The sequence below is a fragment of the Xanthobacter autotrophicus genome, from assembly GCF_005871085.1.
GTDB lineage: Bacteria > Pseudomonadota > Alphaproteobacteria > Rhizobiales > Xanthobacteraceae > Xanthobacter > Xanthobacter autotrophicus.
The window spans coordinates 167,188-193,804 of record NZ_VAUP01000022.1 but is presented as its reverse complement, the minus strand read 5'-3'; the positions used below and the strand labels follow the sequence as shown (position 1 = coordinate 193,804).

Sequence of the window (26,617 nt, the reverse complement as noted above, 5' to 3'; positions counted from 1 at the left end):
GGCACAGCTCAGGTCCGCACCAGGTCCGAGAGCAGGCTTGCGGCCAGCGTCAGCTTGGAGAGGCTGAGGCCGGAGGCCGCGATCTCGCGCACCGTGCGGCGCATGCGCTCCACCTCCTCGTGGCGGGCGCAGATGAAGGCATTCACGGCCGCTTCCCCCGCTGCGTCGTCTACCAGCATCAGCTCGGTGATGCGGCGCATGAAGGTCTCCAACTGGGCCAGAGACCGGTCGAGGGCGAGCCGGTCGTAATAGTCCGGCGCCAGGATGCTGCGGGCCTGCATGAACAGGTCGTCGATGGCGAAGGTCCGCCCGGCCGCGAAGAAGGTGCTGGCAGCGCTGGGGATCGACTTGCCGGTGGTCTCGGCGATGAGGGCGATGTCGGAGGCCGCCGCCAGTCCCGGCATGAAGGCGATCTTGCGGGCGAGCTCTTCCGGCACGTTGTGGCCGATGAGGTCGGCCATGCGCGCCTCGCGCTCGCGGCGCCAGGCCTCCGGCAGGCTCTCTTCCAGCACGGCGGCCACCGCCGCGATCCCGGTGCGATAGCGCTCCACCACCCCGGCGATGCCATCGGCGAAGGAGACGTTGCCGAGGAACCAGATGGTGCGCCCCACCACCAAGTCCTGCACCGCGGCGTAGAGGCCGAGCTGCACCGCGCCCGGCACCTTGGTGTCGAGGGCGTCGATGGCGGCATTCAGTTCCGGCACATGGTAGCTGTCGCGCACCGCGGCGAAGGCGCGGGCGATGGCGGGGGCGTCGGCACCGGTCTGGTCGGCGATCCGGGCAAGGCACGACGGCCCGCCCTGATTGACGATGGCATTGGACAGGCCGGTGGCGATGATCTCCCGGTGCAGCCGGTGGGTCTCGATGGCGTGGGGGTAACGCTCCTTGATCTCGCGCGGGAAGTAATTCACCAGCTCCCCGGAGAGATAGGCGTCGTCCGGCACGTTGGAGGCGACGAGGTCCTGGTCCAGCGCCAGCTTGGCGTAGGCGAGCAGCACCGCCAGCTCGGGGCGGGTGAGATGCTCCCCGCGCGAGCGCCGGTCGGCGATCTCGGCGTCGGACGGCAGGAATTCCACCGCCCGGTCCAGCTCGCCGCGCGCCTCCAGCATCTGCATCAGGCGTTGCTGGAAGGCGAGGTCGTCCGCGCCCTTGTGCTCGGCGAGGGAGAGGGCGAGGGTCTGGAGATAGTTGTTGCGCAGCACCAGGGCGCCGACCTCGTCGGTCATCTCCTTGAGCAGTGCTGCCCGGTCGGGGGCGGTCAGGTCGCCCCGCTCCAGCGGCAAAGCGAGGGCGATCTTGATGTTCACCTCCACGTCGGAGGTGTTCACGCCGGCCGAATTGTCGATGGCGTCGGTGTTGAGCTTCACGCCCCGGCGCGCCGCCTCGATGCGGGAGCGCTGGGTCATGCCGAGGTTAGCGCCCTCGCCCACCACCTTGGCGCCGAGGTCGGCGGCGGCGATGCGCACTGCGTCGTTGGCGCGATCACCCACCTGCGCGTCGGTCTCGCCGGAGGCGCGCACATAGGTGCCGATGCCGCCGAAGAAGAGCAGGTCCACCTGCGCCTTCAGGATGGCGGTGATGAGTTCCGCCGGCGTGGCATGGGCCTTGGGGAAGCGCAGCAGGGCGCGGATTTCGTCGGACAGGTCGATGCTCTTGGCGCTGCGCGGGAACACCCCGCCGCCCTTGGAAATGAGGGCGGGATCATAGTCTGCCCAGGAGGAGCGGGGCAGGTTGAACAGGCGCTGGCGCTCGGCGAAGGAGGAGGCCGGCTCCGGGGTGGGGTCGATGAAGATGTGGCGGTGGTCGAAGGCCGCCACCAGCTTGAGCGCGCTCGACAGCAGCATGCCGTTGCCGAACACGTCGCCGGACATGTCGCCGACGCCGGCCACGGTGACCGGGGTCACCTGGATGTCGATGTCCATCTCGCGGAAGTGGCGCTTCACCGCTTCCCAGGCGCCACGGGCGGTGATGCCCATGGCCTTGTGGTCGTAGCCCACCGAGCCGCCGGAGGCGAAGGCGTCGTCCAGCCAGAAGCCGTGGCGGGCCGAGATGGCGTTGGCGGTGTCGGAGAAGGTGGCCGTGCCCTTGTCGGCCGCCACCACGAGATAGGGGTCGTCGGCGTCGAGGCGCACCGTGTCGGCGGGGTGCACCACCTGCCCGCCCTTCAGATTGTCGGTGAGGTCGAGCAGGCTGGAGACGAAAATGCGGTAGGCGGCGGTGCCCTCCGCCATCACCGCCTCGCGGCTGCCGCCAGCGGGCAGGCGCTTGGGCACGAAACCGCCCTTGGCACCCACCGGCACGATCACCGCATTCTTCACCTGCTGGGCTTTCACGAGGCCGAGGACCTCGGTGCGGAAATCCTGCGGCCGGTCGGACCACCTGAGGCCGCCGCGCGCCACCTTGCCGAAGCGCAGGTGCACGCCTTCCACGCGGGGCGCATAGACGAACACCTCATAGAGCGGCCGGGGCAGGGCGAGGCCCTCCACCTTCGCGCTCTCGAACTTGATGGCGATGGCCTCCTTGGGCCGGCCCTCGGCGTCGCGCTGATAGAAGGTGGTGCGGATGGCCGCGTCCACGAGGTTCACGAAGCGCCGCAGGATGCGGTCCTGGTCGAGGCTCGACACCTCGGCAAGTTCGCTGTCGATGGCGGCGCGCAGGGGCGCCTCGCGGGCAATGCGCGCCTCGGCCGAGGCATCGAGCGCGGGGTCGAAGCGGGCGTGGAACAGGGCCACGATGGAGCGGGCCAGCGCGCCGTGGGCGTTCAGGGTCTGCCAGATATAATCCTGCGAGAACGGGATGCCCGCCTGCCGGATGTAGTGGCCGAGCGCGCGCACCAGCGCCGCCTCGCGCCAGGTGAGCCCGGCGTCGAGCACCAGCGCGTTGTAGCCGTCGTTCGCCGCCGCCCCGCGCAGCACCGCGTTCAGGCAGTCCTCCAGCCGCACCGCCGAGCCCTCGACGGAGATGGTGCCGCCGTCGTGGCGCTCCAGCGTCATGTCGTGGAGCCAGCTGCGCTCGCCCGCGCCGGCCGGGTCGATGCGATAGGTGCGCTCGTTGATGGCCTTGAGGTCCATGTTGTCGAGCATGGGCACCCGGGTGGCCAGGGGCAGCGGCGCGCCATAGGAGAGCAGCCGCAGGGAGATGCGCCGGTCGTCGTCACCGCGCCGGCGATAGAAGTCGAGGGCCACCGGCCGCTCGTTGGACAGCCGCTCCATGCTGTCGATATCGGCGAGCGCCGTGGACACGTCATATTCGGCCACGTAGCCGGGGTCGAACGCCGCGGCGTAGCGGCGCTTCAGCCCGGTGGCGATGTCGGCGTCGATGCCCGGCAGTGCCGAGATGGCGGCGGACAGCCGGTCGCTCCACGACAGGATGGCGCCGGCGACCTGTTGTTCCAGCGCGCCGCGGTCCACCGTCGGGATGCGGCCTTCGCTGCGGTCGATGATGTATTGCACGCGGGTGAGCGGCAGGCCGGGGACGAACGCCTGGTCGAACGAGGCGACACTGCCGCCATAGGCACGGGCGAGGATCTCGCCGATCACGTCCCGCACCTGGGCGTCGAAGCGCTCGCGCGGCAGGAAGGCGAGCACCGACACGAAGCGGTCGAACCGGTCGGCGCGGGGCAGCAGCTTCAGGCGCGGCCGGTCGTAGAGCGAGAGGATCTCGCGGGCGTGGCCGAGCAGCGTCTGGGCGTCGATCTGGAACAGGTCGTCGCGCGGATAGGTCTCCAGTACAGAGGTCAGCGCACGCGCCGAATGGCTATCCGGCTCCAGGCCCGCGCCCTTGATGACGGACGCCGCCTTCAGGCGCAGATAGGGGATCTCCCGCACCGAATGGGTATAGGCGGTGGAGGCGAACAGGCCGATGAGGCGCACCTCGCCGACGAGCCGGCCTTTTTCGTCATGGGACTTGATGCCCACATAATCCATCACGTCGTGGCGATGGACCCGCGAGCGCAGGCTCGCCTTGGTGAACAGCAGCGGGGTAGGCGCTTCCAGGAAGGCGCGGATCTCCGGCGTGGTCACCACCGGCTTGTCGCCGAGCCGCAGCTCGTGGACGGAGGGATCGCGCAGGATGCCAAGGCCGCTGTTGGCTTCCGCCTGGAGGCCGTCGTCGGTCAGTTCGTAGTGCCGCAGGCCGAGGAAGATGAAATTGTCCTCGGTGAGCCATTCCAGAACGTCCGCTGCTTCTTCCTGGGCGTCCTCGTCGTAGGGGCGCTTCTCGCGGCGGTAGCCCTTGCTGAGGCTCTTCACCTGCTTGCGCATGGCGGAGAAGTCCTCGTTGGCGGCGCGCACGTCCGCCAGCGCGGCTTCGAGGGCCGCCCGCAGTTGCAGGCCCTCCGCCGCGCCGATGGCCGACACGTGGATGTGGATGAGGCTCTCGCGATTGTCCTCGGAGCGCTCGCCTTTCGCCGAGGGGGCTTCCAGCCCGGTCACGGTGCCGGACGCGTTGCGTTCCACATGCAGGATGGGATGAGCGGCGAGCTTCAATTCGAGCCCGCGCTCGGCAAGGGTGCCGGCGATGGAATCGAACAGGAAGGCCATGTCGTCATTCACCGCCTCGACCACGGTGACGGCCTCGCCCTTCAGCTCGGGGTTGAACACTCGCACGCTCGGCTCGCCCCGGGGGCGGCCAGCGACATGAGTCCACGCCTCCTTCAGCAGCACGGCGAGACAATCCGGGGTCAGTGGCGCCAGATCCTCGGGCGCGACCGCCGCCAGGACGGCCGCGACGAAGCCCTGGGGCAGCTCCGGGGCGTCCGCGCACAGATGCGCGGCGAGCGCCGTGAGATCGCGGGTCCCGACCTGGGCAGTGTCGGTGGCTTGAAATCCCATGACGTTCATGGCCTTTCCCTTGTGGAGCACCGGCCCGCCGGGCCTGTGCCGTGACGGATCGAATGATGGGCAAGTTCCAGGCCCAGGGGTTGGACCCAAATGCCTGTCCCGAGTTCTGGACGAAGCTGGCAACGCGACAATGACGAGGCGACGCTATGGCAACGAAGGTGAGGGCAGGCGTGGGCGCCGAAAAGGGCAAAAGCGGGACTGCCAAAAATAAAGGCGCGCCTGCGAAAAAGGCGTCAGCCAAACAGGCGAAGGCCAAGCCCGGCGCGGCGTCGCCCGCAATTGCGGCACCGGCTCCGGCGCGGCAGCGGGACGATCTCCCCGCCATCGCCCTTCCGTTGCCGCCGGCGGAGCTTGATCCGGCCAACCGGGCGTATTTCGACAAATGCCTGGAGAAGATCGGCTTCGTTCCGAACGTGCTTCAGGCCTATGCCTTCGACATGGCGAAGCTTTCGGCTTTCGCCGCCATGTACAACGACCTCATGCTCGCCCCATCCGGCCTGTCCAAGCTGGAGCGGGAGATGATCGCCGTGGTCGTGTCCGCCGTGAACCGCTGCTATTACTGTCTCACTGCCCACGGCGCGGCGGTGCGTCAGCTGTCCGGCGATCCCATCCTGGGTGAGCAGTTGGTGATGAATTATCGCGCCGCCCGGCTCGACCCGCGCCGGCGCGCCATGCTCGACTTCGCCGCCAAGCTCACCGAGCGCCCCAATGAGGTGGAGGAGGAGGACCGCGAGGCCCTGCGCCGTGTCGGCCTCTCGGAGCGGGATATTTGGGACGTGTCGGCGGTGGTGGGCTTCTTCAACATGTCCAACCGAATCGCCTCGGCCACCGACATGCGCCCCAACGAGGCCTACCACGCCCAGGCCCGCACCCTGCTCGAGTGAAGCTCGGCTAGTCCTCCCGGCTTCAGTCCTCCCGGCGGTGGCCTACCGGATCCGACCCGCTGGTGGCCGGCGCGGCGACGGTGTATTTCAGGATAAGATATATCCCGTGAGATACATCTTGCGGCAGATGCCGGAGGCGGTGGTGGCCATGGCGTCCTTGGCGAGGGCGGTGCGAAGCGGTGGACGGTGGCGCGCCGCCGGGATGGGGGTGGCCCTGGTTCTGGCTGCTGGATTTCTGGCCGCCAGGGGCGGGGTGGCCGGGGCGCAGCCGGTGGCGGAGGATTGCGAACGTGCCGCCTGGCCGCTCGCGGCAGACCGCGCTTTGCTCTCGGCGCCTGATCCGCGTCGGGTCACGCCGGGCGACACGCTGGTTCTACCTCTGGACGGTGCTCTGCGCCTTGGCCTCGTGCCGCAGGTCGGGGCGAATCTCCCCGTCCCGCCGCGCAGGGGCGACGGCGGGACCTTCGCCGGTGTGATGGATCTGAAAGTACCCCCGCCCGAGCGGGTGTGGCAGGTCACGGTTTCGGCAAATGCGTGGATCGATGTGGTGGTCGACGGGCGGCCTCTGACGCCCATCGCCTTCACCGGCGTGCATGCCTGTCCCGGCCTGCGCAAGAGTCTGCGATTCGGGATTCCCAGCGGTGACGTGCGACTTCAGGTGTCGGGGGTGGAGGGTGCCTGGCTGGATCTCGTCATTACGCCTGCAGATTGAGCAATCACAAGTGTGCGTGACATGCGCGCAGACCAAGATCGAGATAGACGAACGTCGCGTCAGCAGTCTATTGACGCTCCCATGGCGCAACGTGCTAGTTTGCGACGCAAGATGAAGTGCACCGCAAAAGGTGCCGATCCGGAGGAAATTGGCCAGGGGAACGCTCGCTGTCTCCGCAGGCCACAATAGCGAGGGCACCTTACGATCATGGACACCGTCTCAGACGTGCCCTACATCGTTGAAGCGTCTGGTCTTACCAAGGAATTCAAAGGATTTGCTGCGGTCAAGAACGTTGACCTCAGGATCCGCCGGCACACCATTCACGCCCTGATCGGGCCGAATGGCGCGGGGAAGACCACCTGCTTCAACCTGATCACCAAGTTTCTGGAACCGACCCGGGGCACCATTCGCCTGAACGGGAAGGACATCACGCGCACGCCGCCGGCTGATGTCGCCCGGCTCGGGATGGTGCGCTCGTTCCAGATCTCGGCGACATTTCCGCACCTCACCGTGATGGACAATGTCCGCATCGCGCTGCAGCGTCCCATCGGCAATTCCTTCCATTTCTGGAAGTCGGAGACGTCGCTGGACGCGCTGAACGACCGCGCCATGGCGCTTTTGGCCGACGTGGACCTGATCTCCTACGCCAAGCATCTTGCGGTGGAGCTTCCCTACGGCCGCAAACGGGCGCTGGAGATTGCCACCACCCTGGCGCTGGAGCCGGAGATGCTGCTTCTGGACGAGCCCACCTCCGGCATGGGCCGCGAGGACATCGCGCGCACGTCGGACCTCATCAAGCGCGTTTCCGAGGGCCGCACCATCCTGATGGTGGAGCACAATCTCTCGGTGGTTTCCGACCTCTCCGACACGATCACCGTGCTCGCCCGCGGCGAGATCCTCACCGAGGGACCCTATTCCGAGGTGTCGAAGAACCCGCAGGTCGTCGAGGCCTACATGGGCACCGGTGGAGCGCATTGAGATGGCCGCGAACGCAACTCCCCTGCTCGAGGTGAAGGACCTGCACGGCCACTATGGCGAAAGCCACGTGCTGCACGGCATGACCTTCGATGTCCATCCCGGCGAGGTGGTGACGCTGCTGGGTCGCAACGGCGCCGGCAAGACCACCACCATGCGGGCCATCATGGGCCTGTTGCGCAAGCGCGCCGGGTCCATCCGCTACGAGGGCACCGAGACGGTCGGGCTGCAGCCCAACAAGATCGCCCGGCTCGGCATCGCCATCTGCCCCGAGGAGCGCGGCATTTTCGCCTCGCTCTCGGTGCGCGAGAACCTGCTGCTGCCCCCCGTGGTGCTGCCCGGCGGACTGACCGTGGACGAGGTTCACGAGCTGTTTCCGCGGCTGGAAGAGCGGCGCAACAGCCAGGGCACCAAGCTGTCGGGCGGCGAGCAGCAGATGCTGGCCATCGCCCGCATCCTGCGCACCGGCGCCAAGCTCCTGCTTCTGGACGAGCCCTCCGAGGGCCTTGCCCCGGTGATCGTGCAGCATATCGGCCAGATCATCCGGGACCTCAAGAAGAAGGGGTTCACGGTGCTGCTGGTGGAGCAGAATTTCCATTTCGCCTCCACGGTTGCCGATCGCCACTATGTGGTGGAACACGGCCGGGTGGTGGACATGGTCCCCAACGACAAGATCGCGGAAAACGCGGCGCGTCTCGAAGCGTTCCTCGGCGTCTGAAGCCGGGTTCCTGACAGAGAAATCCGGCTTGCAGCCGGTGGGAGGAAACACATGCGTCTTGCAGCCATTTTCCTGGCAGCCAGCAGCCTCATGGGCGCCGGTGCCGCTTACGCCCAGGTCCCGGTGAAGATCGGCGTCCTCAACGACCAGTCGGGCCTTTATGCCGATCTCGGCGGCCAGGGCTCGGTGTGGGCCGCCAAGAAGGCCGTGGAAGACTTCGGCGCCGCCGCCAAGGGCCTCAAGGTGGAGGTGATCTTCGCCGATCACCAGAACAAGGCGGACGTGGGGACCTCGGTCGCCCGCCAGTGGTATGACGTGGACGGCGTGGATGTCATCGTGGATACGCCCAATTCCGGCGTCGCCCTGGCGGTCAGCGGCGTCACCAAGGAAAAGAACAAGGTCTTCATCAATTCCGGCGCGGCCACTTCCGACCTCACCGGCAAGGCCTGCACCCCCAACACCGTGCACTGGACCTACGACACCTGGGCGCTAGCCAACGGCACCGGCAAGGCGATCGTGAAGACCGGCGGCGACACCTGGTTCTTCCTCACCGCCGACTATGCCTTCGGCCACGCCCTCGAGCGCGACACCTCGGAAGTGGTGAAGGCCAACGGCGGCAAGGTGCTGGGTCAGGTCCGCGTGCCGCTCAACAACGCCGATTTCTCGTCCTTCTTGCTGCAGGCGCAGAGCTCCAAGGCCAAGATCGTGGGCCTCGCCAATGCCGGCGGCGACACCATCAACTCCATCAAGCAGGCGTCGGAATACGGAATCGTCGACGGCGGCCAGAAGCTCGCTGGCCTGCTCATCTTCCTCACCGACGTGCACTCCCTCGGTCTCAAGGTGGCGCAGGGCCTGAACCTGACCTCGGCCTGGTACTGGGACCAGACCGACGCCAACCGCAAGTTCGCCGACGCCTTCGCCGCGGCCAATGGCGGGCGTCGTCCCACCATGGTGCAGGCCGGCGTCTATTCGGGCGTCACCCATTACCTGAAGGCGGTGGAAGCGCTGAAGTCCGCCAAGGACGGCGCCGCCGTGGTGGCCGAGATGAAGAAGATCCCCACCGACGACCCGCTGTTCGGCAAGGGCGAGGTGCGGGCCGATGGCCGCCATATCCACCCCATGTTCCTGTTCGAGGTGAAGAAGCCTTCCGAGTCGAAGGGGCCCTGGGACTACTACACCCTGAAGGCCACCATCCCGGCGAACGAGGCCTTCCGTCCGCTCGCCGACAGCGACTGCCCCCTCGTCAAGAAGGGCTGATGCTCCAATTCAGGTGGGTCGGCCTTAAGGGCCGGCCCGCGTCCTCCTGACGAGACGGATCTTCGATGTTCGAGCTTCTCGGCATTCCCCCGCAGGCCCTTTTCGGGCAATTGCTGCTCGGCCTGATCAACGGCGCGTTCTACGCCATGCTGAGCCTCGGGCTCGCGGTGATCTTCGGCCTTCTGAACGTGATCAACTTCACCCACGGCGCGCAATACATGATGGGCGCGTTCGGGGCGTGGATGCTGCTCAACTATGCCGGCGTCCCGTTCTGGGGCGCGCTGGTGCTGTCACCCCTCATCGTGGCCATCATCGGCATGGTGATCGAACGCACATTGCTCAAACGGCTCTACCACCTCGATCATCTCTACGGCCTGCTGCTCACCTTCGGCCTCGCCCTGATCTTCGAGGGCCTGTTCCGGCGGCAGTACGGCTCCTCGGGCCTGCCCTACAACAATCCCCTGCCGGGCGGCACCAACCTCGGCTTCATGTTCCTGCCCAACTACCGCGCCTTCGTGGTGGTGGCCTCCATCGTGGTGTGCTTTGCCACCTGGTACGTGATCGAGCGCACCAAGCTCGGCTCCTACCTGCGCGCCGCCACCGAGCGGCCGGACCTGGTGCAGGCCTTCGGTATCGACGTGCCGCGCATGATCACGCTCACCTACGGCTTCGGCGTCGGCCTTGCCGCGCTCGCCGGCGTGCTCGCCGCGCCGGCCTATCAGGTGAGCCCCACCATGGGCTCTAACCTCATCATCGTGGTGTTCGCGGTGGTGGTGATCGGCGGCATGGGCTCCATCATGGGCGCCATCGTCACCGGCTTCGGCCTCGGCATTGTCGAGGGCCTGACCAAGGTGTTCTACCCGGAGGCTTCCTCCACGGTGATTTTCGTCATCATGGCCATCGTGCTCATGGTGAAGCCCGCCGGCCTGTTCGGCACAGCCAAGTGAGCGCGGCGCAATGAGCACTTCCACCCCCGCCCACCCCGCCGGCGCGCCCGCGGCCACCGGCTCCGGCGCCAGCGCCGGCACCCTCTTCGGCATCCTCGCCATCGCGGTGCTGCTGGCGGCGCCGTTCGGCGTCTATCCCGTGTTCCTCATGAAGGTGATGTGCTTCGCGCTGTTCGCGTGCGCCTTCAACCTGCTCTTGGGCTACACGGGCCTGCTGTCCTTCGGCCATGCCATGTTCTTCGGCGGGTCGGCCTATGTGTGCGCCCATACCATCAAGGTGATGGGCTTCTCGCCGGAACTGGGCATCCTAGCCGGCGTCGTCTTCGCCGCCGCGCTGGGCTTCATCTCCGGCCTGCTCGCCATCCGCCGCCAGGGCATCTATTTCGCCATGGTGACGCTGGCACTGGCGCAGATGTTCTTCTTCTTCTGCCTCCAGGCCCGCTTCACCGGCGGCGAGGATGGCCTTCAGGCGGTGCCGCGCGGGTCGCTGTTCGGCATCTTCGACCTGTCGAAGGACATCAACCTCTATTATCTGGTGCTGGCCATCTTCGTGTTCGGCTTCCTGGTCATCTACCGGACGATTCACTCGCCGTTCGGGCAGGTGCTGAAAGCCATCCGCGAGAACGAGCCGCGGGCCATCTCGCTGGGCTACCGGGTGAACCAGTATAAGCTGCTCGCCTTCGTGCTCTCGGCGGCGCTGGCTGGCCTTGCCGGGGCCACCAAGGTGCTGGTGTTCCAGCTGGCCTCGCTCACCGACGTCGCCTGGCAGATGTCGGGCGAGGTGATCCTGATGACGTTGGTGGGCGGCATGGGCACCATCCTCGGCCCCATCGTGGGCGCGGCGGTGATCGTGACCATGCAGAACTATCTGGCCGGCCTCGGCGAATGGGTGCTGGTGATCCAGGGCGTCATCTTCGTGCTCGCGGTGTCGCTGTTCCGCCGCGGCTTCGTGGGCGAGGTCATCGCCATCATCCAGCAGTTCAAGGCCAAGAAGGCGGGCTGATCGAGACCCGCCGACATTAATGGCCTGAGGTGTAAAGGGCCCGAGGCGTAAAGGGCCTGCCTCGCAAACAAGGATCCCGCGGGTGACTGGTGTCGTCCGCGGGATTTTTTGTTTCAGGGGGCGGGTTGCAGTCCCGCACTTCAGGTCCGCCGCAGGTGATCCAGGCCGATGATGGCGAGCCCCGCCGCCAGCCCCCACACCGGTGCCCCGAGGCCAAGGGCCGTGACTCCCGAAGCCGTGGTGGCGAAGGTGGCTACTGCTGCCAGCCGGTGCCTTTCCTCGTGCAGCGCCGCCGTCAGCGCTCCGGTCAGCGGTGACAGCAAGGCAAGGCCGGCGATGGTGGCGATGAGGGCAGGCGGCAAGGCCGCGAACACGCCCACAAGCGAGGCGCCGGCGGCCGCAAGCAGGACATAGAAGCCGGCATAGGCCGGCCCCGCTCGCCAGCGCTGCCTGGGATCGGGATGGGTCTCCGGCCCCGTGCACAAAGCAGCGGTGATGGCGGCCAGGTTGGTGGCGTGGGCGCCAAAGGGTGCCGTCACCATGGAGGCAAGGCCGGTCACGGCGAGAATGGGCCGCACCGGCGGCACGTATCCGCTCGCGCGCAGCACGGCGAAGCCGGGCAGGTTCTGCGAGGCCATGGTGACGAGGAACAGCGGCACACCGAGCCCCACCAGCACCGATGGATCGAAGCGGGGCGTGGTCCAGACCAGCGCCGACAGCTCCGGCGCCGGCATGGGTCCGACCCGGCCGAGCAGGATGGCCGCGGCGCCGCCTGCGACCAGCGCCGCCGGCACGGCCCAATTGGGCGACAACCGCCGAACGATGAAGAACACCGCGATCACCGGCAGCACCAAAGCCGGCGATGCCGCCGCTTGCTCGGCCAGAGCCATGACGAACCGGACCAGCACGCCGGCCAGCATGGCGGCGGCCACCGCCACCGGGATGCGGGCCACCAGTGCGCCGAGGGGCTTGATCGCCGCGCACAAGACCATCAGCAGGCCAGCGACCAGAAAGGCGCCGGTGGCCGAGGCCATGCCGATCCCCGATCCGAAACCGGCAATGAGGGCAGCCCCCGGCGTGGACCAGGCGGCGATGATGGGCATGCGGTAGCGCATGGAAAGAAAGGCAGACGTCGCTGCGATAGCCAGGCAGATGGCGGCGACCCAGGAGGAGGCCTCGGCGGGGCTTGCCCCCACCGCGGCGGCAGCGGCGAGGATCAGGGCGAGCGTTCCGCCAAATCCCACGAGCGCAGCGACGAAGGCGGACACGATGACGGAGACGCGCACGGATCTGTCCTTGGCTGGCGGCGGCGGGCGCCTTGGAGGGGGCGAATGGGGTGGGCATCGGACGCCGCCGGCTCCGGCGTGGGGGGCCTGTCGGCGGCCGTGGGGCCTGAGGCGCTGGCAAGATCTTGCGGCAGCATCTTGCGGCATGGTCGTCCGGCAAAAGCCTGCCGTCCTTGTCATCCCGGCGGGGCCGCCCGCGCGGCGCGGGCCCTGGTCAGCGTACGGCGCGGGCGCGGCGAGGCAGGTTCACGGCGCCTGAGCCGCCAGCACCGGGGCGAGGACGGCGATGGCCTGCCGCCGCGCCTGCGGGCCGAGGGGCTCGGGGGCGGCCATGTCGAGGGTGGTGAAGCGCACGAACACCACCGTGTGCGCCGCCTTGCGGGCGAAGCCCACGAACCAGCCGAACGGCCGCGCATGGTCGAGGCTGCCGTCGGCGTGCCGGCCGTTGCCGGTGCCAGTCTTGCCGAACACCAGCCAGCCCGCCGGCTGCTCGTCGATGAGCAGGAGCTGCTCAGTGGCGCTGACCGCCTCGGCGGAGACGGGCAGGGCGCCCTTCAGCATCCGGCGCAGGAAATCGATCTGCTCGCGCGGAGAAATGCGCAGGGACGAGGAGAGCCAGAAGCGCGCCAGGGGCTCGTCTTCGCCCTTCAGGCCGCCCATGTTCTCATTGCCGTAGGCGAAGGCCTTGAGATAGCCCGCGATGCGCTCCGCCCCCAGCTCGCGGGCAAGGATCTGGGAATACCAGACCACGGAATTCTCCATCCAGGAGCGCGGCGTCTGCGGCCCGCGCGTCTGTGGCCGGGAAAGATCCGCGCCCTCGGGCGGCTCCAACACCGGCTGGCTCTGGCTCTTCAGCAGGCCGGCATCATAACCCATGAGGGCGAGGGCGATCTTGAAGGTGGAGTTGGGCGGATGGCGGGTGGCGCACAGGCCCTGCTTGGCCAGTACCCGCCCGCTTTCGAGATCGGTGGCCAGGAAGCAGTCTTCCGCCGCCCGCGCCGGCGCGGCGGACACCGCGGCGGCGAGAGCCAGGAAAAGGCCGAATGAGGCGCGTGACAGGGCCGCTCCGGTCCGGCGCGAACCCATCAGGAGGCTTTCGCCGGCTTCTCGACAAGGCGCGGGGCGTAGGTGTGCTCGGCGGCCGGGAAAGTGCGCGCGCGCACTTCATCGGCGTAGCTCGCCACCGCCTTCTCGATGTCCGGGCCGAGATTGGCGTACTTCTTCACGAACTTGGGCACCCGATCGCCGAGGCCCAGCATGTCTTCCAGCACCAGGATCTGGCCATCGCAGGCCGGTGAGCCGCCAATGCCGATGGTGGGGGGCGCCACCTCCTGGGTGATGCGACGGGCCAGCGGCTCGGCAATGGCTTCGAGCACGATGGAGAAGGCCCCGGCCTCGGCGATGGCACGGGCGTCGTCGAGGATGATGGAGGCCTCCGCGTCGTCCCGGCCGCGCGCCTTGAACGAGCCCAGCGTGTTGATGGCCTGGGGGGTGAGGCCCACATGACCCATCACCGGCACGCCGCGATCCACCAGGAATCGCACGGTCTCGGCCATGCGGCGTCCGCCTTCCAGCTTCACCGCGCCGGCGCCGGTCTCCTTCAGCACGCGGGCGGCGGTGTGAAAGGCTTCCGTATGGCTCGCCTCGTAGCTGCCGAAGGGCAGGTCCACCACGATGAGGGCGCGCTTGGTGCCGCGCACCACGGCACGACCGTGGACGATCATCATCTCCACGGTGACGGGCACGGTGGTTTCCATGCCGTGCATCACCATGCCGAGGCTGTCGCCCACCAGGATCACGTCCACATGCCGGTCGAGCAGGCGCGCCGTGTGGGAATGGTAGGAGGTGAGGGAGACGATGGGCTCGCCTCCCTTGCGCGCCTGGATCTGCGGCGCGGTGATGCGGCGGGCATCGGCCTGACTGGACATGGCGTTCCTCTTTTTTCCTTGCGGATGCGACCAGCTTCGCGCGGCGCCTGGGCGAACCCGCCCTGGCATCGGTTGAGAACCGACGCAGCGGGATCACATGACGGGCACGCCGATCACATAGGGATGAAATAGGTAGGCGAGCGCGGCATAGAGCACCAGCCCCCCACCCACGACGAGAGCGTCGCCGGCATAATTGTTTGGCACCACCGGCAGGGGATCGCCGCGCCGCTTCACCGCGATGCGGTCATACACCGCCCAGGCCAGCACCGAGCCGAACAGCACGATGGAGGCCAGGTCACCATTGGCGAGGAGGTGGGCGAGGGCCCAGATCTTCACGCCGACCAGCATGGGGTGCTTGAGCCAGGCCTTGATGTGGCTGGGCACATAGGCCGCCACCACGGCGATGGCTGCAAACACCATCAGCAGCTTGGTGAGATGCATCATCCCCCGCGGCGGGTTCCACAGGTCCGGCGCGCCGTTGGCCCGCCACAGGGCATAGCCATAGGCGGTGAGCAGCAGGCCGCTGATGGCAAGCAGGGAGAAGAAGCCCTTGTAGGTTTTCAGCCCGACTTGGTCGATGAGCTTGGCCCGAAAACCCCTGAGGCTTCCCACCATGTGGATGCCCAGGAAAACGAGTAGGCCGAACAGCATCATCACCATGGATTGATCTCCTTCGCCGGCGCGCGGCTGACGGTCCTGAGGGGCCTGCGGTTCCGCGGACGGCTACGGGACAATAGAACATTTTGAAGGAAAGTGGGCGGTGCACCGCGTGGGGAAGCCGCACGGACGCAAGGATCTAGAGCACCTTCGCGATTCCGTGAAGCCCACGTCCCCTCGGTCCTCGACCGGCGACGCGGCGGTATCCATCGGTGCCCGCCCGGGTCGAGCCGTCGTGGTGCAGCCTTGCGTTGCAGCCTTGGCGTGGCAGTATGGTATTCCCAAAGGGAAAGAAGGGCACGGCGATGCCAGGGTCAAGCGCCGGCTTCCGGTCTACTGAAGGGCGCGCCAGTGGCGTGGACGTCAGAGCCGGGGCCCCGGAATCAATCCCCGCCGGAGCGATCCTCACCGGATCATCGCCCGGCAGAACTTGGACCGGCCAAATTTGGGCCAGCAGGGCAAGGTGGGGCCTGCCGGCGGTTCTGGTCCTGCTGCTCCTGTCCGGCTTCCTCTCCCGGGCCGAGGCGGCGACGGTGGTAGCGCGGGTGGACCTGTCGTCCCAGCGCATGACGGTGTCGGTGAACGGGGTGCCACGCTATTCGTGGCTGGTATCCACCGCACGACGGGGCTACGTGACACCCACCGGGGTCTACCGACCGCAGCGCCTCTATCGCATGTATTATTCGCGCAAGTACTACAACTCGCCCATGCCCTATTCGATTTTCTACAGCGGGGGCTATGCGATACATGGCAGCTATGCGGTGAGCCAGTTGGGGGGACCCGCCTCCCACGGCTGCATCCGCCTGCACCCCTCCAATGCGGCCACCCTTTATTCCCTGGTCCAGAGCTATGGCCGGGGCAACACGGCCATCGTGATCACGCGGTGAGCGTCCCGCCGGGGTGACACCCTCCGCCCGTCAGATGAAGTACAGCACCGTCAGAAGCGCGAAGCAGGGCAGGAGGCACACGATTGACCAGCCCATGTAGCCGAAGAAGCTCGGCATCTTCACGCCGCGGTGGCGGGCGATGGAGAGCACCATGAAGTTCGGCGCGTTGCCGATATAGGTCATGGCGCCCATGAACACCGCACCCGCCGAGATCGCCTCCAGCGTCACCGCGAGCGGCCCCATGAGCTGGTGCGGATCGCCGCCGGCGAGATTGAAGAAGACGAGATAGGTCGGCGCATTGTCGAGGAAGGCCGAGAGCGCCCCCGTCAGCCAGAAATACCACACGTTCACCGGCTGCCCGTCGGGCCCTGTCACCAGATCCACCAACGGGGAGAACGCGCCGCGCGAACCCGCCTTGAGAATTGCGATCACTGGTATGATGGTGAGGAAAATGGCGGCAAACAGCTTTGCCACTTCCAGGATGGGCTCCCAGTCGAAACCGTTGCGCTCGCGCACGATGGGGGGGGTGATGGCGAGGGAGACCAGCGCCAGGCCCACCAGCAGCACGTCACGCACGATCCACTGCAACTCCACATGGGTGCCGTAAATGGTGAAGGTGATGCCGGGCTTCCATAGGGCACTGAGCAGGATGGCGCCGATGACCCCCACCAGCAACGGCAGGTTCTGCCCGCCGCGCAGCCCGATGCCCTCCGTCGGCGGGGTCGGGTCGGGCCGCTTCACCGAGGCGGTTTCCTTCGCGTAGAAGTGGCGATCAAGCAGATAGAAGGCGACGAGCAGGATCCCCGCCACCACTGTCGTGTCGTGCAGCAGGTGGGTGGTGGTCCAGAAGAAGTTCACGCCCTTCAGGAAGCCCAGGAACAACGGCGGGTCGCCCAGCGGCGTCAGCGATCCGCCGATGTTGGACACCAGGAAGATGAAGAACACGACGGTATGCACATTGTGCCGCCGGTCGTCATTGGCGCGCAGCAGCGGACGGATCAGCACCATGGAGGCGCCGGTGGTGCCGATCAGGCTCGCGATCACAGTGCCAATGGCGAGGATGAGGGTATTGACCGCCGGCGTCCCCTTGATGTTCCCGGTCACCAGCACGCCGCCGGAGATCGTGAACAGGGCGAACAGCAGGATGATGAAGGGGATGTACTCCAGCAGAGCGGTATGGACCACCTCATGACCCGTCGCCGACGGGCCGTATACGGCGGCGAAGGGCACCACGAAGGCGAGCGCCCAGAACAGGGCGACCTTACCGTAATGGTGATGCCAGAAGTGGTTGGCCAGCAGCGGAAGCAAGGCGATCGACAGCAGCATGCCTGCAAACGGGATGGCCCAAAGCGGGGACAGCCGTGCCCCGTCCAGCGCGGGCAGTCCCGCAGCCGCGACGGCGGGCGCGGCGGTCAGCGGGAGCGCAAGGAAGGGCAGGGCAAAGATGGCCGCTGAGCTCAGGCCGAACTTCATCCCGCGACGCTGCGCTGCCATCGCCACCCCCCAGATTACCCACCAAGGTGTGATGGACGAAGCGAACGCCGGTGGCAAGGTGGGACTGCCGCAGGAACGGACCTTGCCCGACGCACTGCCGCGTGCCGTCGTGGCCTGTCCGCCACCGGCCGCGACCGGGAGAACGGTTGACCGGGCGGCCTGTTTCTGTCCTAGTCCCGCGCGATTTTACCCTTGACGGATCCATGACCCAAGATCGTACGACGGAGCGCGCCCCCGAGCGTGCGCAAGACCGCTACAATGCCCGCGAAGCCGAGCCGAGGTGGCAGAAGACCTGGGCCGAGCGCGGCATCTTCCGCACGCGCAACGACGACCCGCGCCCGAAATTCTTCGTCATGGAGATGTTCCCCTATCCGTCGGGGCGCATCCACATCGGCCACGGCCGCAACTATGTGATGGGCGACGTGCTCGCGCGCTACAAGCGCATGCAGGGCTTCAACGTACTCCATCCCATGGGCTGGGACGCCTTCGGCCTGCCGGCGGAGAATGCCGCCATCGAGCGCGGCATCCACCCCAAGAGCTGGACCTACGAGAATATCGCCTCCATGCGCGAGCAGCTCCAGCTGCTCGGCCTCTCGCTGGACTGGAACCGCGAGATCGCCACCTGCGACCCGTCCTATTATGCCGAGCAGCAGCGCATCTTCCTGGATTTCCTCGACAACGGCCTCGCCTATCGCAAGGAGAGCGAGGTCAATTGGGACCCGGTGGACAATACCGTGCTCGCCAACGAGCAGGTCATCGACGGGCGCGGCTGGCGCTCGGGCGCCATCGTGGAGCGGCGCAAGCTGTCGCAGTGGTTCCTGCGCATCACCGATTTCGCCCAGGAGTTGCTGGACGCCCTCGATACGCTGGACCGCTGGCCCGAGAAGGTGCGCCTCATGCAGCGCAATTGGATCGGCCGCTCGGAAGGCATGGAGGTGCTGTTCGAGTTCACCAGGGCCTCGGTCTCGGCCGGCACCCTGCCGGCGGCGGCGAAGGCGGTGAAGGTCTACACCACCCGTCCCGACACCCTGTTCGGCGCGTCCTTCCTGGCGCTCTCTCCCGACCATCCGCTGGCCCAGCATCTGGCGCTCAAGGATGCGGCGCTCGCGGCCTTCATCGCCGAATGCAAGCGCGGCGGTACCTCGGCCGAGGAGATCGAGACCCAGGAGAAGATGGGCTACCCGACCGGCCTCGAGGTCGTCCACCCGCTGGACGACAAGCGCACCGTGCCGGTCTACGTGGCCAATTTCGTGCTCATGGACTACGGCACCGGCGCCATCTTCGGCTGCCCGGCCCACGATCAGCGCGACCTCGACTTCGCACGCAAGTACGGCCTTTCCGTCACCCCCGTGGTGCTGCCGGCGGAGACCGATCCCGGCGCCTTCGCGGTGGACGACGTGGCCTATGACGGCGACGGCACCCTGTTCAATTCCGGCTTCCTCGACGGCATGAGCGTGCCGGAGGCCAAGGAAGCCGTGGCCCGCCGGCTGGAGCGCTATCGCATCGGCGACGAGCCGCAGGGCACGCGGCGGGTGAATTTCCGCCTGCGCGACTGGGGCATCTCGCGCCAGCGCTATTGGGGCTGCCCCATCCCGGTGATCCACTGCGACGCCTGCGGCCCGGTGGGCGTGCCGCGCGAGCAGTTGCCCGTGGCGCTGCCCGACGACGTGACCTTCGACCGCCCCGGCAATCCGCTGGACCGCGCCAAGGCGTGGCGCGACGTGCCGTGCCCCAAGTGCGGCAAGCCGGCCCGGCGCGAGACTGACACCATGGACACCTTCGTGGATTCGTCCTGGTATTTCCTGCGCTACGCCTCGGACAATCCGCAGGTGCCGCTGGACAAGGACGCGGTGGCCCACTGGCTGCCGGTGGACCAGTATATCGGCGGCATCGAGCACGCGATCCTGCACCTGCTCTATTCGCGTTTCTTCACGCGGGCGCTGAAGAAGTGCGGGCGCGTGGACCTGGACGAGCCCTTCGCCGGCCTGTTCACCCAGGGCATGATTGTCCACGAGACCTATAAAGATACCGCCGGAAAGTGGCTGTTCCCGGAGGAGGTGAAGCTCCTCGGCAACGGCAAGGCCATCAAGATCGCCGACGGCTCGGATGTCACCGTCTCCCCGCCGGAGAAGATGTCCAAGTCCAAGCGCAACGTGGTGGCCCCCGAGGTGGTGGCCGATACCTACGGCGTGGATTGCGCCCGCTGGTTCATGCTCTCCGATACCCCGCCCGAGCGCGACAGCGAGTGGACGCAGGGCGGTATCGAGGGCGCCTGGCGCTTCGTGCAGCGGGTCTGGCGGCTGGTGAACGAGGCGGTGGAGTTGGGCGCTCCCGCCGATGCACCGCGTCCGGAGGCCTTCTCGCCGACCGCCCTCGGCCTGCGCCGGGCCGCCCACGGCCTGGTGGCGACGGTAGCCGAGGACATCGAGCGCCTGCGCTTCAACGTGGCCGTGGCTCACGTGCATGAATTCGCCAACGCCTTCGGCAGCGCCATTGCCGCCGCGCGGGTGGAGAAAGAGGTGCCGCAGGACCTCGCCTTCGCCCTGCGCGAGGCGGCGGAAATGCTCGCGTCGGTCGTGGCGCCCATGGTGCCGCATCTGGCCGAGGAATGCTGGGTGGTGCTCGGCGGCTCGACGCTGGTGGCTGAGGCCTCGTGGCCGAAGGTGGAGGCCGACCTGCTGCGTCAGGACACGGTCACACTTCCGATCCAGATCAATGGCAAGAAGCGCGATGATATCGTCGTGCCGCGTGAGGCGACGGCGGCGGAAGTGGAAGCTCTGGTGCTGAAGCTGGAAAGCGTGCAGCGGGCACTCGACGGCCGCGCGCCAAAGCGTATCATCGTGGTGCCGCAGAGGATCGTGAATGTCGTTGCCTGATCCCTCGTCCCAAGTGTCTCGCCCTGCCACCCGGCTGGGGCAGCTTGCCCGTGCCCCGCTCGCGGCGCGGCTGGCGCTGGTGTGCGCCCTTTCCGGTGCCCTCGCCGGCTGCTTCCAGCCGCTTTATGCTGAGAACGCGACCATCGGCGGCCCAGCCCTGATGGACAAGTTCCGGGATGTGGAGGTCATCGAGATCCGGGGCCGGCTCGGCAACGATCTGCGCAACGACCTCATCTTCGCCCTCACCGGCGGATCGGGGAACCCCAAGGGCGCACCGCTCCAGCTGATCGTGGCGGTGGATACGTCCACGTCCACGGCCATCGTGAATTCGTCCTCGGGTCTGCCCGAGAACCAGGTGATCCGCGTGACCGCCAACTGGCGGCTGGTTAAGGCGGCGGACGATCCGAAGAAGGCGGTGGTGGTGACCACCGGTGCCACGTCTGGCACCGCCACCATCGACACCAGCGATCAGCGCTTCGCCAATTACAGCGCCACAATCGACGCCGAGAAACGCGCCGCGCGCAGCGTCGCGGACCAGATCAAGGCCCAGCTGGGCGCCTTCTTTATCCGCAATCCCAGCGCCCCCGGCTCGGCGAGCTGAGCCGTGGTCGCGGTCCGGCCCGGCGACGCCGAGACGGCGCTCGCCCGGCGCGACCCGGGCAAGAGCGTCGTCCTCATCTTCGGGCCCGACACCGGCCTGGTGCATGAGCGGGCCCAGGGCCTCGTGCGGCGAGCCGTGCCCGATGCGCATGATCCGTTTGCCCTGGTGCGCCTTGAAGGCGACGACATCTCCTCCGACCCCCGCCGCCTGATCGACGAGACTTCCACCATCGGCCTGTTCGGTGGCGAGCGGGTGGTGTGGGTGCGCGCTGGCAGCCGCAATATCGTGCCGGCGCTCCAGCCGGTGCTCGCGGGCCGCTGCGACGCGCTGGTGGTGGTGGAGGCTGGCGACCTCAAGAAGGGCGCCCCCTTGCGCGCCCTGTGCGAGAACGCCCCCAACGCCCTCGCCATCGCCTGCTATGCCGACAGCGACCGCGATCTTTCCCGCCTCGTGGATTCCATGATGGCCGAGGCGGGCCTCACCATCGACCGCGACGCCCGGGACCTCCTGGTCTCGCTCATCGGCGGCGACCGGCTGGCCTCCCGTGGGGAGATCGCCAAGCTCATCCTCTACGCCCAGGGGCAGCAGCGGGTGAGCCGTGAGGATGTGCGCACTATCGTGGGCGATGCCTCGGCGCTGGCCCTCGACGATGTGGTGGATTCGGCGCTCGCCGGCGAGACGCGGGAGGCCCTGGCCGCCCTCGCCAAGGCCATGGGCGCGGCGACCCGGCCCGACGCGGTGCTTGGCAGCCTGCTGCGCGCGCTCACGGCTTTGCACCCCATGACGCTGGCGGTGGCCAGCGGGGCGAGCCCCGACCAGGTGGTGGGATCGGCCCGCCCGCCGGTGCATTTCTCCCGCAAGGCCAAGATGGAGAAGGCCTTGCGCGCGCTCGATCCGGAGCGTTGCATGAAGGCGCTTCTGGCGGTGGATGACGCCGTGCTCGCCGCCCGCCGCAACGCTCCGCTGGCGCCCGCCATCTGCGAGCGTGTGGTGCTTCAGGTGGCCCAGCAGGCGGGGCGGGGGAAACGGTAACGAGAGAAGATTAGCCCGCTTCGTCGGGCCTCAGCGCCCGGAAATGTCCCTTCGCCTGCAGCCAGCCCAGGGCGGCGAGGCCCGGCAGGCCCGCCACCGCCGTCAAGGCGAAGAATAGCGGCCAGCCCGACGCCTCGGCGATGGCACCGCTGGAGGAGCCGAGCAGGGTCCGGCCCACGGCGGTTAGGGCGGTGAGCAGCGCATATTGGGTGGCGGTATGCTCTCGCGCTCCGCACAAGGCGGACAGGTAGGCGACAAAGATGACCGTGCCGATGGCGCTGGTGAAGTTCTCCACCAGGATCACGCCCGTGAGCACGCTGGCGTTCGGCCCGGCATAGGCCTGCAGGGTGAAGCCCAGGTTCGACGTCATCTGCAGCACGCCGGAGATCCAAAGACAGGTGACGAGCGGATGGGCGCGGGCGAGATAGGCGCCCACGAAGCCGCCGACGATGGTGCCGCCGAAGCCCACCACCTTCACGATTTCCACGTAGGTGGCCTTGCTGAAGCCGATGTCCAGCACGAACGGCCCGGTGAGCACGCCGGCAAAGGCATCGCAGAATTTGAACAGCATGACGAACAGCAGGATCATCACCGCCTGGTCGCGGGTGAGGAAGTCGCGGAACGCCCCCACCGTGGTGGCGAGCAGCCGGTGTCCGGTGCCTTCGCCCGCCTTGCGTTCCGGCGCCTTTGGCTCGCGGGCGAACAGGGTGGCGATGACGCCGATGGTCACGCACGCCCCCGCCAGCATGTAGCCCCAGAACCAGCTGGTGGCCCGAGGCAGGCCGTGAGCCTCCTCGAGGTAGGCAACCAGAGCGATGACGCCGGCGCCGGTCGCCAGCATGGCCAGCCGGTAGCCGGTGACATAACCGGCCATGCCGGCAGCCTGCTCGCTGGAGCTATCCAGCCGCTCCACGCGGAAGGCGTCCACCGCGATGTCCTGGGTGGCGGAGGCGATTGCGACCGCCAGGGCGCAGGCGGCCACCGCGAAGGGCGAGACCACCGGATCCTGCACCGCGAGCGTGGCGATGGCGGCAATGAGCACGATCTGGCAGGCCAGCAGCCAACCGCGCCGTCGGCCGAGCAGCCGCGACAAAAGCGGCACGTCGACGGCATCGAGCACCGGCGCCCAGAGGAACTTCAGGGTGTAGGGCAGGCCCACCAGACTGAAGAGGCCGATGGTGGTGAGCGTCACCCCCACGTCCTTCATCCACAAAGCGAGGGTGCCGCCGGTGAGCGCCAGCGGCAGGCCCGAGGAGAAGCCGAGCAGGCTGACACTCAGCACATCGCGCTGGGTATAGAGCGCGAACGCGTCCTTCAGGGAGCGGCGCTGCGGCGCGGTGCCGCCGGACGGGCTGAGGGTTTGCTCGGTCATGTGGATCCTTCGGCCGTTGCCGGTGGTGAGGCGCGGTCGCGGAGCGTGCGCCTCACCTGTCCCGACATGCTTTAGACCGTGACCGGTGAAAAGGTCCCTACCGGGGCAGCGGCAGTGGCGGCTTCAGCCCCATGGCTATTGGCCGATGACCCTCAGGCCTGGGACTGGCTCCACAGCCCGGCTTCCACCTTGGACACCGCGATCACGGCCTGGGTGCGGCTTTCCACGCCAAGCTTCTGCAGGATGGCGGAGACATGCGCCTTCACCGTCGCCTCCGAGACGCTCAGCTCATAGGCGATCTGCTTGTTGAGCCGGCCCTCGGACAGCATCATCAGCACCCGCACCTGCTGCGGCGTCAGGGTGGCGAGGCGGGCGATGATGGCGTCCGTCTCGGCGTCGGCCCGGGTGGCGAGGTTGATGTCCGACGGCACGAAGGCTTCGCCCCCAAGCACGCTCGACACCGCATCGCGCATGTCGGCGACGCTCATGGTCTTGGGAATGAAGCCCGACGCGCCGAGGTCGATGCAGCGGCGTATGACTGCTGATTCCTCGTTCCCGGATACCACCACCACCGGCAGGCTGGTATATTGGGCGCGCAGATAGATGAGGCCCGAGAAGCCGCGCGCGCCCGGCATGGTGAGGTCGAGCAGGATCAGGTCGAAGTCACGATCGCGTTCCAGGAGCGCGGTGAGGTCGTCGAAGGTGCCCACCTCCTCGATGGTGGCGTCGGCATGACGCCCGAGCACCGCCTCGCGCAGGGCGCCGCGGAACAGGGGATGATCGTCGGCGATAACGAGGCGCAGGCTGCTCCCGGCGGCTTCTCCCAATGCTCCCTCCCAGCGGCTCCGCCCTTCTTGTCTCCGCGGAAGGGCGATGCCCGCCGCGAATCGGCTCGCCCGATCATCAATCCGTGGCGGAGCGGTGACAAGCCGATCACGCCATATGACCGATTGTTCCCGTGAATGCCAGCACCACCTCGCGTTGTTGAGGCCGGTTGCGGTGCTCCATGAGATAAAGGCCCTGCCATGTGCCAAGCACCATGCGGCCCCCACTCACCGGAATGGACAGGCTGGTGTCGCTCAGCAGGGTGCGCACATGGGCTGGCATGTCGTCCGGTCCCTCGGTGTCGTGGACCCAGCCGAAATCGCGAGGCGCGAGGCTGTGGAGGGCGGTGAGGAGATCCGTCCGCACGTCCGGGTCCGCATTCTCCTGAATGGTGAGGGAGGCCGAGGTGTGGCGGCAGAAGAGCGTCAGCACCCCTGCGCCGGCGGCGATGCCGTCGAGGAAGGCCGCTGCCTCGGCAGTGATCTCGGTGAAGCCTTCGCCGGGTGTCGTAACACGAAGGCGGGCCTCGGCATGGCGCACGGCATCGCTCAGGATCGGGGCGGAGCGGGTGGTGCGGGCCATGGTCGTCTCCTCATCCCTGGTCTCGACGTCTTGCGCGGAGCAGTTCCGGCTCGTACCAGTTTTGCCATCTCCCCGCCTCCCTCGCGAGCGCGGCCGGCTGGCCGCCGCTGCCAAGGACTGTCGTCGATGTCGAAGCTGGTTCTCGATGCCGCCGTGTTCTCGCCTTCCTCCGTCGCGCCCGATACCCGCATGGTCAACGACGCCATCGTCAAGATCATGAAGACCATTCCCGACCGCTGGGCGGTGCCGCTGCCGGAGATCCGTGCCGCGCGGCTGTCCGGCAAGGGCGTCTTCCCGCTGGGACCGGAAAGCGCGCGGGCCCGGCAGGAAACCATTGCCGGCCCGCGCGGGGATATTCCGGTGCGCATCTACCTGCCGGACGGCGCCCCCAAGGGCGTCTACCTGCACATCCACGGCGGCGGCTGGACGGTGGGCTCGGCGCGGGAGAACGAGGGGATGCTGGACCGCATCGCCGGCCAGTGCGGGCTGGCCGTGGTCTCGGTGGATTACGCGCTCGCCCCCGAGGTGCCCTATCCGGCAGGCCCAGATGATTGCGAGGCCGCTGCGCTGTGGCTGGTGAAGGAAGGCGGCGCGCGCTTCGGCACCGAGCGCTTCGCCATCGGCGGCGAATCAGGCGGGGCCACGCTCGCTGTGGCGACCCTGGTGCGGCTGCGCGACAAGCACCAGCTCTCGCCATTCGCGGCGGCGGTGCTGACGGCAGGCTGCTTCGACCTGCGTCTCACCCCCTCCGCGCGCAACTGGGGCGACGAGCCGCTGGTGCTGAACACCCGGGACATTACCTTCTTCGTGAACAATTATCTGAGGCTGGAGGGCAAGGCGGAGGAGCCGGACGTTTCCCCGCTGCTCGGCAGCCTGAAGGGCCTGCCCAAGGCGCTGTTCATGGTGGGCACGCGCGATGCGCTGCTGGACGATACCCTGTTCATGGCCAACGCCTGGCTTGCGGCGGGAAACGCCACGGCACTCGATGTCTTTCCCGGCGGCTGCCACGTCTTCATCGGATTTCCCGGCACCCTCGCCGATCAGGGCTTGAAGCGCATGTGCGACTACCTGACCGAGTTCTGAAGACTGGCAAACCCCTCCGAATGCTTAGAGGCGCTCCTCGCCGCTCGGCGCGCGCAAGTCGTCGATGAGGCCCTTCAGGCGTCGGTAGAATCGTTCTGCATAGGCGAACGCCTCGTCTAGGTCGGAGGCGTTGGGCGCGGCGGTTGGCGGTACCGGTGCGCCCGGTTGCGGTGGCATGCCGGCGGCGCGGCGCAGGGTGTCCACCTCGGCCTTGAGCCGGGCGATCTCGGCCTCATAGGCATCGCGAGCGTCGGGCACCACCTCGCAGGTGAAACCCGTGGGATGCTTGGCGCATAGGGACACACGGCCCGTCTCCCGGTCGAGCTTCAGCGCGCCGCCCTCCACGGGGGCGAATGCGAAGCGAGGCACCGAGGTCTCTGCGGACGGCGAGGTTGGGAGCGCGCCCTGCGCCACGGCGGGGGCCGCCGCGAAAGGGATGAGGGCCAGCGGGGAAAGAACCAGAGCGCACAGGGCGACGTGACGCAGATCAGCGGTGGAACGGGTCATCATCGCCTCCCGTGAGGGGCGGCACGCGGCCGCCTTTGGCGAAACATAAGCGCTTTGGCCCGCTCCGGAAGGGGCGGCTGGACCATTACAGGATGCCTCAGGGCATAGGGAGCAGCCTTGATCACCTGGCCCGCCCGGGATCCCACCGAC

At 67.8% G+C, this 26,617-nt stretch carries 22 protein-coding genes; 12 read left to right on the top strand and 10 right to left on the bottom strand.

Annotated features, from left to right (window positions below; translation table 11 throughout):
- Positions 1–8: 8 nt before the first annotated feature.
- Positions 9–4,841 (bottom strand): NAD-glutamate dehydrogenase, encoded by a 4,833-nt coding sequence (locus tag FBQ73_RS09780; RefSeq protein WP_138399297.1) that lies wholly within the window; start codon positions 4,839–4,841, stop codon positions 9–11.
- Positions 4,842–5,119: 278 nt separating this feature from the next.
- On the opposite strand from FBQ73_RS09780, the gene FBQ73_RS09775 reads away from it, so the two are divergent.
- From FBQ73_RS09775 to FBQ73_RS09745, 7 genes are all read left to right on the top strand, one after another.
- Entirely contained in the window at positions 5,120–5,725 is a 606-nt protein-coding gene (locus tag FBQ73_RS09775) for a peroxidase-related enzyme (protein ID WP_138399671.1), read from the top strand.
- Positions 5,726–5,831: 106 nt separating this feature from the next.
- A complete protein-coding gene (locus tag FBQ73_RS09770) occupies positions 5,832–6,437 on the top strand; it encodes a hypothetical protein (protein WP_138399296.1) in 606 nt (201 codons plus the stop codon).
- Between the two features lie 207 nt (positions 6,438–6,644).
- Positions 6,645–7,415, top strand: a complete 771-nt coding sequence (locus FBQ73_RS09765) for an ABC transporter ATP-binding protein (protein ID WP_138399295.1) — start codon at positions 6,645–6,647, stop codon at positions 7,413–7,415.
- Position 7,416: 1 nt separating this feature from the next.
- Positions 7,417–8,130, top strand: a complete 714-nt coding sequence (locus tag FBQ73_RS09760; protein WP_138399294.1) for an ABC transporter ATP-binding protein — start codon at positions 7,417–7,419, stop codon at positions 8,128–8,130.
- A gap of 51 nt (positions 8,131–8,181) precedes the next feature.
- The gene (locus FBQ73_RS09755; RefSeq protein ID WP_138399293.1) at positions 8,182–9,387 is read left to right on the top strand and encodes an ABC transporter substrate-binding protein; all 1,206 of its coding nucleotides are present in this window, start codon (positions 8,182–8,184) and stop codon (positions 9,385–9,387) included.
- A gap of 65 nt (positions 9,388–9,452) precedes the next feature.
- Complete coding sequence (locus FBQ73_RS09750) at positions 9,453–10,334, top strand: branched-chain amino acid ABC transporter permease (protein ID WP_138399292.1); 882 nt, start codon at positions 9,453–9,455, stop codon at positions 10,332–10,334.
- Between the two features lie 10 nt (positions 10,335–10,344).
- Positions 10,345–11,337, top strand: a complete 993-nt coding sequence (locus FBQ73_RS09745) for a branched-chain amino acid ABC transporter permease (RefSeq protein WP_138399291.1) — start codon at positions 10,345–10,347, stop codon at positions 11,335–11,337.
- A 140-nt stretch (positions 11,338–11,477) separates the two neighbouring features.
- Here the strand turns inward: FBQ73_RS09745 and FBQ73_RS09740 are convergent, their stop codons facing one another.
- The 4 genes from FBQ73_RS09740 to FBQ73_RS09725 all read right to left on the bottom strand — a co-directional run bounded on the left by FBQ73_RS09740 (position 11,478) and on the right by FBQ73_RS09725 (position 15,211).
- Positions 11,478–12,623 (bottom strand): benzoate/H(+) symporter BenE family transporter, encoded by a 1,146-nt coding sequence (locus FBQ73_RS09740; protein WP_138399290.1) that lies wholly within the window; start codon positions 12,621–12,623, stop codon positions 11,478–11,480.
- 246 nt (positions 12,624–12,869) lie between these two features.
- On the bottom strand, positions 12,870–13,709 hold the full coding sequence (locus FBQ73_RS09735) for a class D beta-lactamase (RefSeq protein WP_138399289.1): 840 nt from the start codon (positions 13,707–13,709) through the stop codon (positions 12,870–12,872).
- Positions 13,709–14,551 carry a 3-methyl-2-oxobutanoate hydroxymethyltransferase gene (panB, locus tag FBQ73_RS09730; RefSeq protein WP_012113463.1) on the bottom strand — a complete coding sequence of 281 codons (843 nt, stop codon included), beginning with the start codon at positions 14,549–14,551 and terminating at the stop codon, positions 13,709–13,711. Before panB ends, FBQ73_RS09735 begins: the two co-directional genes overlap by 1 nt.
- A 93-nt stretch (positions 14,552–14,644) precedes the next feature.
- Positions 14,645–15,211: an NnrU family protein gene (locus FBQ73_RS09725; RefSeq protein WP_138399288.1), complete on the bottom strand. Its 567-nt coding sequence runs from the start codon at positions 15,209–15,211 to the stop codon at positions 14,645–14,647.
- A gap of 467 nt (positions 15,212–15,678) precedes the next feature.
- Here FBQ73_RS09725 and FBQ73_RS09720 point away from each other — a divergent pair, with 467 nt between their 5' ends.
- On the top strand, positions 15,679–16,095 hold the full coding sequence (locus FBQ73_RS09720; protein WP_138399670.1) for a L,D-transpeptidase: 417 nt from the start codon (positions 15,679–15,681) through the stop codon (positions 16,093–16,095).
- Between the two features lie 30 nt (positions 16,096–16,125).
- On the opposite strand, the gene FBQ73_RS09715 is transcribed toward FBQ73_RS09720, so the two are convergent.
- A complete protein-coding gene (locus tag FBQ73_RS09715) occupies positions 16,126–17,589 on the bottom strand; it encodes a sodium:proton antiporter (RefSeq protein WP_210236739.1) in 1,464 nt (487 codons plus the stop codon).
- Positions 17,590–17,792: 203 nt separating this feature from the next.
- On the opposite strand from FBQ73_RS09715, the gene leuS reads away from it, so the two are divergent.
- Genes leuS through holA form a run of 3 tightly spaced genes read left to right on the top strand, consistent with a single transcriptional unit; the run spans position 17,793 to position 22,098 of the window.
- Positions 17,793–20,465, top strand: a complete 2,673-nt coding sequence (gene leuS, locus FBQ73_RS09710) for a leucine--tRNA ligase (RefSeq protein WP_138399287.1) — start codon at positions 17,793–17,795, stop codon at positions 20,463–20,465.
- Positions 20,452–21,066, top strand: a complete 615-nt coding sequence (gene lptE, locus FBQ73_RS09705; protein WP_138399286.1) for an LPS assembly lipoprotein LptE — start codon at positions 20,452–20,454, stop codon at positions 21,064–21,066. The genes leuS and lptE overlap by 14 nt, the downstream gene beginning before the upstream one ends.
- 3 nt (positions 21,067–21,069) lie before the next feature.
- On the top strand, positions 21,070–22,098 hold the full coding sequence (holA, locus tag FBQ73_RS09700; protein ID WP_138399285.1) for a DNA polymerase III subunit delta: 1,029 nt from the start codon (positions 21,070–21,072) through the stop codon (positions 22,096–22,098).
- 10 nt (positions 22,099–22,108) lie between these two features.
- Here the strand turns inward: holA and FBQ73_RS09695 are convergent, their stop codons facing one another.
- From FBQ73_RS09695 to FBQ73_RS09685, 3 genes are all read right to left on the bottom strand, one after another.
- Positions 22,109–23,470: an AmpG family muropeptide MFS transporter gene (locus FBQ73_RS09695; protein WP_210236738.1), complete on the bottom strand. Its 1,362-nt coding sequence runs from the start codon at positions 23,468–23,470 to the stop codon at positions 22,109–22,111.
- Between the two features lie 152 nt (positions 23,471–23,622).
- Positions 23,623–24,297 carry a response regulator gene (locus FBQ73_RS09690; RefSeq protein WP_138399284.1) on the bottom strand — a complete coding sequence of 225 codons (675 nt, stop codon included), beginning with the start codon at positions 24,295–24,297 and terminating at the stop codon, positions 23,623–23,625.
- Between the two features lie 106 nt (positions 24,298–24,403).
- Positions 24,404–24,877 carry a secondary thiamine-phosphate synthase enzyme YjbQ gene (locus FBQ73_RS09685; protein WP_138399283.1) on the bottom strand — a complete coding sequence of 158 codons (474 nt, stop codon included), beginning with the start codon at positions 24,875–24,877 and terminating at the stop codon, positions 24,404–24,406.
- A 126-nt stretch (positions 24,878–25,003) separates the two neighbouring features.
- Between FBQ73_RS09685 and FBQ73_RS09680 the strand changes: the two genes are divergently transcribed.
- The gene (locus FBQ73_RS09680) at positions 25,004–25,960 is read left to right on the top strand and encodes an alpha/beta hydrolase (protein ID WP_138399282.1); all 957 of its coding nucleotides are present in this window, start codon (positions 25,004–25,006) and stop codon (positions 25,958–25,960) included.
- A 24-nt stretch (positions 25,961–25,984) separates the two neighbouring features.
- Here the strand turns inward: FBQ73_RS09680 and FBQ73_RS09675 are convergent, their stop codons facing one another.
- Positions 25,985–26,467, bottom strand: a complete 483-nt coding sequence (locus tag FBQ73_RS09675; protein ID WP_138399281.1) for a hypothetical protein — start codon at positions 26,465–26,467, stop codon at positions 25,985–25,987.
- Positions 26,468–26,617 lie beyond the last annotated feature (150 nt).